Annotated in this window: 9 protein-coding genes and 1 other RNA gene; 2 read left to right on the top strand and 8 right to left on the bottom strand. The window is 69.6% G+C overall.

Features of this window, described 5'->3' with window-relative positions:
* Position 1: 1 nt before the first annotated feature.
* Positions 2-1,906, bottom strand: coding sequence for an OmpA family protein (locus AABA78_RS04925; protein ID WP_338261869.1), 1,905 nt, complete (start codon positions 1,904-1,906; stop codon positions 2-4).
* Positions 1,907-2,104: 198 nt separating this feature from the next.
* On the opposite strand from AABA78_RS04925, the gene AABA78_RS04920 reads away from it, so the two are divergent.
* Complete coding sequence (locus AABA78_RS04920; RefSeq protein WP_338261868.1) at positions 2,105-3,121, top strand: DUF3616 domain-containing protein; 1,017 nt, start codon at positions 2,105-2,107, stop codon at positions 3,119-3,121.
* A 21-nt stretch (positions 3,122-3,142) separates the two neighbouring features.
* On the opposite strand, the gene AABA78_RS04915 is transcribed toward AABA78_RS04920, so the two are convergent.
* The 3 genes from AABA78_RS04915 to AABA78_RS04905 all read right to left on the bottom strand — a co-directional run bounded on the left by AABA78_RS04915 (position 3,143) and on the right by AABA78_RS04905 (position 7,212).
* On the bottom strand, positions 3,143-4,732 hold the full coding sequence (locus tag AABA78_RS04915; protein ID WP_338261867.1) for a M16 family metallopeptidase: 1,590 nt from the start codon (positions 4,730-4,732) through the stop codon (positions 3,143-3,145).
* Positions 4,732-6,096: a M16 family metallopeptidase gene (locus AABA78_RS04910; protein WP_338261866.1), complete on the bottom strand. Its 1,365-nt coding sequence runs from the start codon at positions 6,094-6,096 to the stop codon at positions 4,732-4,734. Before AABA78_RS04910 ends, AABA78_RS04915 begins: the two co-directional genes overlap by 1 nt.
* A gap of 108 nt (positions 6,097-6,204) precedes the next feature.
* Positions 6,205-7,212 (bottom strand): zinc-dependent alcohol dehydrogenase family protein, encoded by a 1,008-nt coding sequence (locus AABA78_RS04905; RefSeq protein ID WP_338261865.1) that lies wholly within the window; start codon positions 7,210-7,212, stop codon positions 6,205-6,207.
* A gap of 154 nt (positions 7,213-7,366) precedes the next feature.
* Between AABA78_RS04905 and ssrA the strand changes: the two genes are divergently transcribed.
* Positions 7,367-7,730, top strand: a transfer-messenger RNA (tmRNA) gene (gene ssrA, locus AABA78_RS04900).
* An 81-nt stretch (positions 7,731-7,811) separates the two neighbouring features.
* On the opposite strand, the gene AABA78_RS04895 is transcribed toward ssrA, so the two are convergent.
* The 4 genes from AABA78_RS04895 to AABA78_RS04880 all read right to left on the bottom strand — a co-directional run bounded on the left by AABA78_RS04895 (position 7,812) and on the right by AABA78_RS04880 (position 11,576).
* On the bottom strand, positions 7,812-8,561 hold the full coding sequence (locus AABA78_RS04895; RefSeq protein WP_338261864.1) for a phage major capsid family protein: 750 nt from the start codon (positions 8,559-8,561) through the stop codon (positions 7,812-7,814).
* Positions 8,562-8,626: 65 nt separating this feature from the next.
* Positions 8,627-9,358 carry an HK97 family phage prohead protease gene (locus AABA78_RS04890; protein ID WP_338261863.1) on the bottom strand — a complete coding sequence of 244 codons (732 nt, stop codon included), beginning with the start codon at positions 9,356-9,358 and terminating at the stop codon, positions 8,627-8,629.
* Positions 9,359-9,386: 28 nt separating this feature from the next.
* Positions 9,387-10,739, bottom strand: a complete 1,353-nt coding sequence (locus tag AABA78_RS04885; protein ID WP_338261862.1) for a phage portal protein — start codon at positions 10,737-10,739, stop codon at positions 9,387-9,389.
* 54 nt (positions 10,740-10,793) lie between these two features.
* Positions 10,794-11,576, bottom strand: coding sequence for a hypothetical protein (locus tag AABA78_RS04880; RefSeq protein ID WP_338261861.1), 783 nt, complete (start codon positions 11,574-11,576; stop codon positions 10,794-10,796).
* Positions 11,577-11,585: the final 9 nt, after the last annotated feature.

Raw genomic sequence — 11,585 nt, 5'->3', positions numbered from 1 at the left:
GTTACTTCTTGCCGCCGGGCTTGCTCGCGTCCGGCGCGGCCTGCGGCTTCGGCGGCGTGCCCGTGGTGGGCGGCGTGCCCGGTCCGGGCACGGGCTCGGTGCCGGGCGGCGGCGGCTGGCCGTTGGGCACGATGGTCTCCTTCGGGCCGGTTTCGATTTCCGACTTCACCAGCTTGAAGTCCACGCGCCGGTTCTTCGCGCGGCCGAGCGCCGTGTCGTTGGTGGCGATGGGCCGGTCGAACCCGAAGCCCTGCGACGTGAGGCGCTTGCGGTCGATGCCCTTCTTCACCAGGTAGTCGAGCACCGACTTCGCGCGCCGGTTGGACAGGTCCACGTTGAGCTGGCGCGAGCCCTTGTTGTCCGTGTGCCCTTCAATCTGCACCGGCCCCAGCGTGGGGTTCTTCACGAGCACCGTCGCCACCTCGTCCAGCAGCGGGTACGACTGCTTCTGGATGACCGCGGAGTTGGTCTCGAAGAGGATGTTGCCCTTGATGCGGATGCGGTCCGATTCGACGACGACGTAGGGCGGAGCGTCGTACGGGCAGCCATTGTTCTCCGGCGGGCCGGCCACGTCGGGGCAGTCGTCCTCGCCGTCGGGGATCTCGTCGAAGTCCGTGTCCGGGCAGCCGTCGAAGTCCTTCAGGCCGGGCACCAGGGGGCACTTGTCCAGCGGGTCGATGACGCCGTCGCCGTCGGTGTCCTTGTCGGGCTCCACGGGGCAGCCCTTGTTCTCCTTCGGGCCGGGCTTGCCGGGGCACGCGTCGTCGCCGTCCGCCACGCCGTCGCCGTCGTTGTCCGGATCCGGGCAGCCGTCCTGGTCCTCGAAGTCGTCCTTGTCCTCGGGCTGCGTGGGGCAGCGGTCGCGAATGTCGGGCACGCCGTCGCCGTCCGAGTCCGGCCCCTCGTCCTTGAAGGTCTTGTCGTAGCGCAGCGCCAGCATGACGCGCAGGGCTTCGCGGCCGTAGCCGGTGGTGACGTTGAGGCCGCGGCCCACGTCCAGCTCCACGCCCCAGTCGCCCCACACCTTCGCGCGGGCGCCCACGAGCAGCTCCCACGGCGACTTGAGCGACTCCGCCTGGTCGAAGTTGAAGGGGCGCGCCAGCGGCGTGCGCAGGTGCATTTCCGCGGTGGCCTTCACCTCGCGCAGCCGGCTGATGTCCGGCAGGTCCACGATGCCGCCCGCGCCCAGCGTCAGCTCGTCGTCCACGCGCAGGTTGAGGTACTGCGCCGCGGGGCGCAGCAGCACGCCCGCGTTGCCCAGCACGCGCACGGGCCCCAGCTTCTTCTCCACGGCCAGGCGCGGGGCGAACACCACGCCGCTCTCACCCGTGAAGCTCTGGGCGCTGCCGGTGGGCAGCCGCACCTCCGCCACCAGCGCGAGCCCCAGCGGGAAGCGATCCGGGTTCAGCAGGCTCACGCGCGGCAGCACGCGGAGGTCGCCCAGCGTGGTGCTGCTGACGCCCGCGGCGCCGGGAAAGTCCGGCGAGTTCAGCGCGTCACCCAGCAGCGAGAAGTTGTCGCCCTGCACGAGCGTGAACGGCAGGTCCACGCCCAGCTCCAACCGCTCCAGCAGCTGGTAGGAGAACAGCAGGTGCGCGTCCAGCCGGTACGGGATCAGGTCCCCCAGCTTCTCATCGCCCAGCTTGAGGGCGAGGATGCGCCAGTTGAAGTCCAGCAGCAGCGCGCCCCGGTAGCTGCCCACCGGCTCCACGGTGGCGCCTTCCAGTGCGATGCCGCTGGACTGCGCGGCCGTCGGTTTCACCGGGACGGCGTCGAAGCCTCGTGAGAAGGGGTCGGGTTGGGCGTGGGCCGCTGCCGTGGTGAGCAGCAGGCCCAGGACCGCGAGTCGCAGGGCCGCGCCGCACGCGGACCGGCTCCACGAAGGTTCGGAGTCGGGGCATTGCATACCGAGGCTCTTAGCACCCACCCACCCCCGCCGGAAGAAAACCCACCCCTCGGGATGTGAGCTACAGCCTCATGCCATTTCTACAAACCCCGGGCGTGAGCGGAGCCGCGCCGCATCCTGTCGGTTACGACACACTTCCCGGAGGGCCTCCGGTTTCCCCGCGCGCGTGACGCCGTTCGAGCGGCGAGAAGAAGGGCCATGAACCGGTGGCTCCTGTGGGGATGTGTGTTGGTCGCGGGCTGCGGCGCCCGCGAGGCGAACGTGCGGCGCGACGCGCTGCCCGCCGCGGCACCTGAAGGCACGGTCGTCTTCGAGGGAAGCTGTGACGCGTCCGGCGCGGTGGAGCTGGGCCACGGCCTGTTCGTCGTGGCGGACGACGAGGACAACATCCTGCGCGTCTACGATGCCCGCAAGGGAGGCCGTCCGCTGCGCACGGTGGACCTGTCCCCGTCGCTGGAGTTGCCGGTGAAGAAGAAGCCGCCGGAGACCGACATCGAAGCGGGCTCGCGGCTGGGCAACCTGGCCTTCTGGCTCACGTCGCATGGCCGCAACAGCTCCGGCAAGAAGCAGCCCGCGCGCCTGCGCTTCTTCGCCACGGGCGTGGAGGAGCCGGAGCACGTCCAGCTCGTGGGCCAGCCGTACACGCGGTTGCTGGAGGACCTGCTCGCGGACCCCAGGCTCGCGCCGTACGGGCTCGCGCAGGCGGAGCCGCTGCCGCCCAAGGAGCCTGGAGGGCTCAACCTCGAGGGCATGACGGCGATGCTGGACGCGCCCGGGATGCTCATTGGCTTCCGGAGCCCGCTGACGCAAGGCAAGGCGCTGGTGGTGCCGCTCTTGAACCCGGAGGCGGTGGTGCGCGACGGCGCGTCCGCGCGCTTCGGGCCGCCCCGGTTGTTGGAGCTGGGCGGGCTGGGCATCCGCTCGCTGTCGTCGTGGCGGGGGCGCTATCTCATCATGGCGGGCGCCACGGCCTCCGAGGCGAAGTCGCGGCTGTTCACCTGGAAGGGCGGAGACGACGCGCCGGTGCCGGTGACGTCGGTGGACCTGTCGGGCGTGAACCCGGAGGCGTTCTTCACGCCGGACACGTCCGACGACATCCTGCTGCTCAGCGACGACGGCACCGTGCAGGTGGAGGGCGTGGAGTGCAAGCGCCAGAAGGATCCGGCGCTCAAGCGCTTCCGCGGCGTGTGGACGGCGTTGCCGGAAAGCCCCTGAGCGCCGGAACGAGCGCGGACGTCAGCGCTCCATGAACTCCGCCGCGGGGACGACCTGGATGGCGTCCGGGCGCACCGGGAGCTTCTGCTGGATGATGATCTCATCCAGCTTGAGCAGCTCCGGCGACTTGGGCGACGCGTAGGTGATGGGCGACGGCGCGCCGGACTTCAGCTTCTGCGCCAGCCCCTGCGCGTCCTCCGTGACGAACACGAACGCCAGCTTCTCCGGCGCGAGCTGCCGCTTCACGGCGGCCTGCACGGACTGCGGCGTCATCGTCTTCAGCGCGTCCCGGTAGTGGTCCAGGAAGTTCGGCGTGCCGTAGTAGAGCGAGTCGATGGCGAAGCCCAGCCGGCGCTGGTCGGTCTGCTCCCACAGGCGCGTGTAGCCCTGGAGGAAGCCTCGCACCAGGTCGAAGCGCTCCTGGGTGAGGGGCTCCTTCGACATCCGCTCCAGGAAGTACACCGCGCCGCGCGTGGCGAACACGCCGTTGGCGGGCACCACGGGGCGCAGCCAGAGGGACACGTCCTGCTGGGTGCGCACCAGGTTCGTGCGGTTGAACGTGCCGTTGCCGCGGTCCTCGATGAAGTGCTCGGCGTAGGCGTAGTCGCCGTAGTTGAGGCCGCGCTGCTCGCGCAGCTCGTTGAAGAGCACGCCGATGAACTGGCGGTGCTCACCCAGGTTCGACAGCGCGAACGCCACGGGGAAGAAGTCCGGGTCCCCCCGGCGCAGCGGCGTGACGAAGCCCATGCTCACGGCGGTGGAGAGCGTGGGCTTCTGGAGGATGAGCGTGCGCCCCGCGGACGACTTCACGGTGGGCAGCTCCACCCGGGGCGCACCCGTGGCGGGCAGCGCGCCCAGGCGCGAGGTGATGGCTTGATGGAGCTGCGCGTCCACCGGCCCCGCGAGCCCGATGACGAGCCGGTCCTGCGTGAAGACGCGGCGCGCGTGGGCCTTCACGTCCTCCAGCGTGAGGGACTGGAGCCCCTGCACGGTGCCGCCGGTGTAGTGCGCGTACGGGTGCCCCGCGTAGAGCAGCGCGTCCAGGCCCACCTTGCCCAGCGTCTCGTCGTCCTCGCTGCGCAGGCCGTTGCGCACGGCATTGAGCGCGTTGGCGCGCAGGCGCTCGAACTCCGCGGGGTCGAAGCGCGGTGCGAGCAGCGTGTCCGTGAAGATCTCCAGGAACGCGGGCAGGAAGTCCTGGTGGACGCGGCCGGAGAGGGTGGTCATCTCCTTGTCCGTCACCACCTTGAGCTCGGCGGCCATGGGGTAGAGCGCTTCCAGCAGCTGCGCGGCGGTGAGCTTCTGCGTGCCGCCCTCCGCCATCAGCTTCGCGGTGAGCGCGGTGAGGCCCTCCTTGCCCTTCGGGTCGTCGATGGAGCCCGTGTGGAAGACGAGCCGCAGGCTGACGAGCGGCGTGTCCGGCCGGGCCTGCACGACCAGCTGCATCGGCTGCGGCTGCTTCAGCGGCACCGCGGGCACGGAGCCGGGCTCGGGCGGCGGCTCCCCGGGCGGGTTCTGCGGCGGCGTCTCAGGAGAGGGCTTGTGGTGGGCGCAGCCGGCGAGGGACAGCGCGGCGGCCAGGACGAGCAACACGGTAGCGCGGGTCTTCATCACGGCGTCCCTCCGGCGGCGGCGACCTTGGGGGTGAGGGTGAGGACGGTGAGGTTGGCGTCCCCGAGGTACTTCCTCGCGAACAGGTTGATTTGCTGGGGCGTCACGCTGCCCAGTTGCTTCAGGTAGCTGGCGAGCGCGTCAGGGCGGCCCATCACGCCCGCGTAGAGGGCCAGGTCGATGGCCACGTCGCGCGGCGTCTCCAGGTCCATGAGCAGGCCGTAGCGCAGGTGGTCCTGGATGGCCTTCAAGCGCGCGGCGTCCACCGGAGCACCCGCCACGGCCGTCACCTCGCGGCGCAGCACGGTGTCCACGGCGGCGCGGTACTTCTCGTCCTGGAGGGTGGCGTCGATGGGGAAGAGGTACGGGTCGCGGTGGGGTGTGGTGCTTGCGTTCAGCGACTCCACGTACTGCTTCTCCAGGACCAGCTCCTTGTACGCGGGGCTGGTGTCGCCCACGAGGTACTCGGCGAGGATGGCCTGGATGGCGGCGTCCGGCGTGTCCGCGCGCGCGGCGGGCGTGTGCCACGCGAGCACGTGGCGAGGCTGCGTGGGCTGCGGCCAGTCCACGTGGACGGCGCGCGCCTTCGTCTGCTCGGGCTCGGTGGGGATGGTGACGTTGGTGGGCTGGCGCTGCCATCCGCCATACGCCTGGGTCACCTGGGAGAGCACTTGCGCGTCGTTGAAGTCACCGACGATGAAGAGGGTGGTGTTGGCGGGCGTGTACCAGCGCTCGAAGAACGAGCGGCTGTACGCGTACGCCTTGGGCATGGCCTGGATGTCCTCGTAGAAGCCGAGCGTGGTGTGCTGGTACGTGTGGCGCTTGAAGGCCGTCTTCGCCAGCGCCTCCTCCAGCTTGAGGTCCGGGCCCGCGGCGTTCTTGTGGTACTCGCCCAGCACGGCGAGCGCCTCCGTCTGGAAGGCCGGCTCGGAGTACTCCAGGTTCTGGAAGCGGTCCGCCTCCAGCGCGATGAGCTTCTCCAGGCCGGCGGTGGGGCCGTACACCTGGTACACGGTGATGTCGTCGGTGGTGAACGCGTTGTCGTCGAAGCCGTAGCCGCCGAGGATGCGCTCGCGCTGGCCCTCGGGGTTCGCCTTCGTCCCCTTGAACATCATGTGTTCGAAGAAGTGGGCGAAGCCGGTGCGGCCGGGCTCCACCTCGTTGCGGGAGCCCACGCGCACGGCGGTGACGTACGCGACGATGCCGGGCGAGTTGAACGGCACGCGCACCACGGTGAGCCCGTTGGGCAGGCGCGTCGTGTTCAGCGTGTAGGGGAAGAAGCGGGAGGCTTCCGCAGGCGGCTCCGCGGACGCCGGGAGCACCGGCATCAGGAGCAGCAGCAGGAGGGGCAACAGGCGGCGCATGCGCGGACCCTTTCGGTGCTGGGAAAGCGCGGGACGTTACGCCGGAGGTAGGGCGGAGGGGGGCGGCTTTCTGGAGGCGCGTGTCACCTGCGCACCAGAGCCCGGGCCTCACACGGTGATGACGATCTTCCCGAAGTGGCCGCCGGACTCCATGTACTGGAGGGCCTCGCGAGCCCGGGCGAAGGGGAAGACGCGGTCGATGACGGGCCGGGTCTTCTCCCGCGACATGGCCTCGAGCATGTCCTCGAACATCTCGCGGCTGCCCACGTAGGTGCTGACGACGCGCAGGTGCTTGCTACGGGTGGCGGTCGTGTCCGGCTTGCCGGGGGCGCCGGTGAGCAGGCCGATGAGCGCGATGTGGCCGCCCTCCTTCGTGGCCGCGACGGAGCGGGGCAACGTGCCCGCGCCGCCCACCTCCAGCACGTGGTCCACGCCCTGGCCGCCGGTGAGCGTGAGGACCCCCTGCTCCCAGTCCGGCGTCTGGCGGTAGTTGACGAGCCCGTCGGCGCCCAGCTGCTTCGCGCGCTGGAGCTTGGCGTCCTGGCTGGAGGTGATGATGACGCGAGCCCCGCGCAGGCGGGCGAACTGGAGCGCGAAGATGGACACGCCGCCGGTGCCCTGCGCGAGCACGGTCTGCCCGGCCTGGAGGCCGCCCTGGGGGACGAGCGCGTTCCAGGCGGTGACGGCGGCGCAGGGGAGGGTGGCGCCCTCCTCGTAGGAGAGCCAGTCCGGGAGGAGGGCGAGCCCTTCGGCGTCCAGGCAGACGTACTCGGAGAGGACGCCGGGGACGCTGCCGCCGAGCGCATGGGCGACCTTCTCCGGGGTGCGCTCGCCGTCGGTCCAGACCTGGAAGAAGGTGGGGGCGACGCGGTCGCCGACCTTCACGCGGGTGACGCCGTGTCCCACGGCGACGACCTGGCCGGCGCCGTCGGAGCAGGGGATGAGGGGCAGCTTCAGCCCCGGGTAGGTGCCGCGGGCGATGATGAGGTCGCGGTAGTTGAGGGAGACGGCGTGGATGCGGACGAGCGCCTGGCCGGGGCCCGGCTGGGGCTGGGGCGTCTCCACGAGGGTCCAGGTGGAGGCGCCGGTGGTGTGCTGGAGCTCGTACGCCTGCATGGGAGGGCCTCCGGGGGGCTTGGCCGAGGGGCAAGCGGGGAAGGGGATGTTGCCGGAGCGACCTCCGTGCATTCAGGAGGATTGACGGAGGGCGTTCAGCGGTTAATGTAGGTCGAGTGCGGAGCAGCGGTGGCCGCATGACGTACATCGAACCGGGGGCGACCTGGCTTCGACGGGGGCAATGACGTTCGAGACGCGTGCCGAGCTTGTTGGGTGCTCGTAAAACTTCCGACAACAACACAAAAGCCAACGACAACGTTGAGCTCGCGCTGGCTGCCTAACTAGCAGTCTCTAGTGCGCGGTCCCCCTGCTCTCGGTCCGTGGGGTAGGGATGGGCCGTCATAATGCGGACTGGCTGCCAAGGGTGCCTGGGCCCGAGGCGGCGAGATCTTTCCAGGACCGGCATCGGGTATCCCGTCCGTGGGAGCCCCGGTGACGTAGCAAATCGCGGACTACGCACGTAGGGTCGAAGAGCCGACGGCTTTCGGACGAGGGTTCGATTCCCTCCGCCTCCACAGTGAAAGAGCCTGGCAATCCAGTACGGGTTGCCAGGCTTTTTCTTTGGGAGAGGGGCGTAACCGGGGGCGTACCCTGCTCATCTATGGCGACACGGTGTAGGCATCCATGATGCCGCCTTGGGCTCGTGAGTGACCCAACGGAACAGCTCCTTCCGCGTCGAAGGCCAGGCCCATGGCGCGGCCGACGTCGGCGGCGAGCTGCTCGGCGGAGCGCAGGTTGCCCTTGCGCATGAGGCCGTTGCCGATGCGGATGGTGCCCATGGCCTTGAAGGCGCCGAGGATGAGGTCCCCGGTGTCCAGGTCGGACTCGCTGGCCTCCTCGTCCTCGCCCTCCCACTGCACCTGCACACCGTCGTTGATGACGCCGATGGTGAGCTTGGAGCCGTAGCCCGACTCGATGCGCGGGCCCGCGCGCAGGAGGATGGAGGCGGGGCGCAGCACGTCGATGATTTCCTCGCTGCGCGACTCGCGCGCCCAGAGGTTGCCGCCCTGGGCGAAGACGGACTCGAAGACGCCGGCGGACTTCACCTTCTCCAGCCACTCGCGCAGCGGCTGGTTGAGGGCCTTCGCCTTCTCGCGGCCGGTGCGGTCCTCGTACTCCAGGAAGGCCGCCTTCAGGCGCACGTCCAGCGCGGCGAGCGCCGGGTGCTCCGTGTCGAACATGCCCTTGTACTTCAGCAGGGCGGGGGCGCGGCCGGGCGCCGCGGGGCTGATGATGGCGGGGCGCGCGGCGAGCGCGGCCTCAACGTGCTTGGTGATGAGGGGCGCGAGCGCGGCCTCCACCACCGGGGGGACGGCGGCGGGCGCGGGGGGCTTCGGGGTCGTGGACATGACGGCTCCTGCGGAAGGGTGAGGTGAGGCGTCCAGGTGGAGAGAAGGGGCGGCGCCGTGCGCGGCTACTGCTTCTTCGTGACGAGGCTGCGGAAGTACTTCGTCACCGCGTCCTCGCCCTCGGCCGCGCCGTCACCCTCCTGGCCCTCTTCGCCGCCCTCGCTCTTCGTCTCCTCGGACGCGGGCGCCAGCTTCGCCACCAGCGCCTTCACCTCGGCCACCATCGCCTTCGTCTCGGCGATGTCCTTGGCCATCTGCTCGAACGTCTGCTGCACCTCTTCGGGGGTCGACATGCTCTTCAACCTCTGCGCGGAGCGCTTTGCGGAGATGCCGGTGATGGACACCTCCAGCAGCTCTGCCTCCTGCACGTCCTCGCCGCCCCTCTCGCTAGGGCGGGCGGACAGCGTGAGGTAGCCGATGGAGCACGCGCGGAGGGTGCCGGCCTGCACCTTCTCCGCGCACAGCTTGGACAGCTCGCCGACGCCGTCGAAGACGGGGGACATGAGCGGCTCGCCGCCCTCCCACCAGATGCGCGCGCGGCCCACGGGCAGGCGGCTGGTGGCGCTCGGGTCCTTGTGGCTGTGGTCCCAGAAGAGGGGGACGTCCGTCTCCCCCGGGGGCAGGCGCAGCGCGCCCGCGGCCATCCGGTCCCCGTCGCGGTCGTACTCCTCCGGCGGATCCACTAACCGGAAGACGGGCGGCGCGCTGGGCTGCGCCGGCGGCGCGGAGGCCGGAGGCTCGTAGAGCTTCAGCTTGAGGGCGCGCGTGTTGCGGTTGCTGCGCGGGCGTCTGTCCATGCCCCAGAAGAAGGGGCGGCGCCTGGCGCTACAGCCGCCCCTCTTCGCCGCTGCGGTCGCGCGGCGGGTTGGGTGTGGCGTTCGCGGACGCCGACTGCGGGTTGTTGCCTCCGCCGGCGCCGGGCAAGGGCGGGGGGCGCTTGCCCTCGAGGAGCGGATCCGGCTCGTAGCCCGCCAGCTCGCGCACCTCGTTGTACGTGAAAGCCTCGGTGGGCTGCGTCGTCATGAGGCGGAAGACGCGCTCGAACTCCTGGGGGCGCGGGTCCTCGTAGTCGAGGATGGCGTCCCTATCGACGAGAGGCACCAGGCAGTGCTGGAGCCAGGAGCGCCAGAACTCCAGCCGGGGCAGGACGGCGAAGTCCGCGAGGGTGTACTCGGCGCTCTCCGCGGTGGAGCGGTTGCTGGAGGTGAGGTCGCCCACCAGCTCCGGCGGCACGTTGTACGTCTGGCGGATGAAGTCCGGCAGGCCCTTTTTCAGCTCCTCCGTTTGGAGCTCCCGGAAGTTCACCTGCACCTGGGCGAGAGAGACGCCGGCGGGGGCGAACCACACCTTGCCCGCGCTGCCCGGCCCGGCGAAGGCCTCCTTGTACTTCTTCTCCAGGTCCTCGACGACTTCCTCCATGTCCGCGCCGGAGGCCTTCGAGTCCACCCCGACGATGGCGGCGGGGATGCCGCCGCGCTCGAAGGTGGCCTTCGTCGCGCGGGAGATGGCCTCCACCGTGTCCAGCTCATCGCCCAGCGCCATGCCGGCGCCGGCGCCGCGGTCCTCGGGCGCCTCCGGGTCCAGGTGCTTGAACCAGAGGACGTCCGCCTCGGGCACCGCGCCGATGAAGGTGTTGTGGCTGAGGAAGAAGACGGGGCTCTCTGGCGTGGGCGTCATCATCACGCGATGCGGGGGCACCACCTCCCAGCCCACGACGCGCCCGGTGTCGTCCCGGCGCAGCCAGAGGAAGGCCTCGCCCACCAGGTCCACGTGCACTTGGCTGAGCTTCCGGAAGGCGCGGCCGGGGTAGCGCGGGTGCGGCGCCTCCAGCAGACGCAGCAGTTCGTGGTCCGGTAGCTCCACCAACTCACCGGAGGCGGTGGCCTCCTTCAGCGCCTTGGTGCGCAGCCGGGGGTTGGCGGACTTCAGCCGGTGCTCGAGCACGCCCAGGACTCCGGGGCGGGCGCGCTTGTAGACGCGCCACCGGGGCGTGGCCACCGCCTCCGCCACGGTGTCTACGACGGTGCGTAGCCCCCCGTTCTCCTTGTACGCGCGCAGCACCTCACGGCTGCCTCGGCGTGGGCTGAAGCTGACGAGAGGCAGGGCGTGGACGAGAGAGCCCTGGGGGTCGGGCAGCAGCCCCAGGGCCTTGAAGGCGCGACGGAGGAAGGAGGCCATGCCCTCCGAGAAGGGGCGGCATGGCGATCATTGCATGCGCGCGACGAGTACTCCTCAAGGAGGAATTACCAGCGACCTGCCGGCATTATGCCAGGCCTCGGCCTCCTCAATCACTTTCTCAGCGAAGGCCACGGCGATACGGCCATCCACTGGCGAGAGCGGGGGCGCGTTGCGTGATACGTCGGGGTGGACGTAATTCCTCCAATCCCTCAGCGTGTGGCCAATGTCATGAGTCCTCTCCGTGAGCACCTTAAGTCCCTCGTGGCCCAGGGCGAGAATGAGAAATGCAAACGTCCAATCCTGTGGGGCCGTCTTCTTGGGCGACATATGCAGCTTGCGGCGCCTGTCTTCTGGTAGGGCGTTTAGGCAATCTCTGAGCTTCACGGTATCGGCTGGCGGAATGGGTTCGATGATATCGAGCGCAATGGCTTCAACGACGCTTCCGGCGGTAATGGCTGTCGTCTTTGCGTCCTCGCGCTGAGCGGACCCTACGGCACGGCTCCAGTCATCCTCAGCGACCGCCCTGAGTTTTGCGTCTCTGATGAACGGTAGTTGGCGCAATGCGTGCTGCCCCGAGAGCTTCCAAAACTTCGTGACGAATTTCGCCACTTGTTCGAGTTCCCCAGGAGCAGAGCCAAGCTCAGCTATCAAGTTGGTTCGAATCGTCTCAACCATCGTGAACCAGTCGACCGCAGCTCCAGTGTCGGTTAGCACGAGTTGCGGCTCTACATGGGAAACCAATTTATCGAAGACGAGAGCAGCCTTTCCTGAACGAAGCCTGTTTGGGCCAGTGAGTCGATGTCCGAGAGCGACGAAGTCGTCTGCCGTGACTATCAATTTGCTGCC

It is taken from the genome of Corallococcus caeni (assembly GCF_036245865.1).
In the GTDB taxonomy this organism is placed as follows: domain Bacteria; phylum Myxococcota; class Myxococcia; order Myxococcales; family Myxococcaceae; genus Corallococcus; species Corallococcus caeni.
This window is presented reverse-complemented; position numbering and strand designations above follow the sequence as displayed.

Coding starts and splice junctions, on each gene's coding strand:
- AABA78_RS04890 (WP_338261863.1), bottom strand. CDS start 9,358: ATGGACAGACGCCCGCGCAGCAACCGCAACACGCGCGCCCTCAAGCTG.
- AABA78_RS04895 (WP_338261864.1), bottom strand. CDS start 8,561: ATGTCCACGACCCCGAAGCCCCCCGCGCCCGCCGCCGTCCCCCCGGTG.
- AABA78_RS04910 (WP_338261866.1), bottom strand. CDS start 6,096: ATGCGCCGCCTGTTGCCCCTCCTGCTGCTGCTCCTGATGCCGGTGCTC.
- AABA78_RS04915 (WP_338261867.1), bottom strand. CDS start 4,732: ATGAAGACCCGCGCTACCGTGTTGCTCGTCCTGGCCGCCGCGCTGTCC.
- AABA78_RS04925 (WP_338261869.1), bottom strand. CDS start 1,906: ATGCAATGCCCCGACTCCGAACCTTCGTGGAGCCGGTCCGCGTGCGGC.
- AABA78_RS04905 (WP_338261865.1), bottom strand. CDS start 7,212: ATGCAGGCGTACGAGCTCCAGCACACCACCGGCGCCTCCACCTGGACC.
- AABA78_RS04885 (WP_338261862.1), bottom strand. CDS start 10,739: ATGGCCTCCTTCCTCCGTCGCGCCTTCAAGGCCCTGGGGCTGCTGCCC.
- AABA78_RS04920 (WP_338261868.1), top strand. CDS start 2,105: ATGAACCGGTGGCTCCTGTGGGGATGTGTGTTGGTCGCGGGCTGCGGC.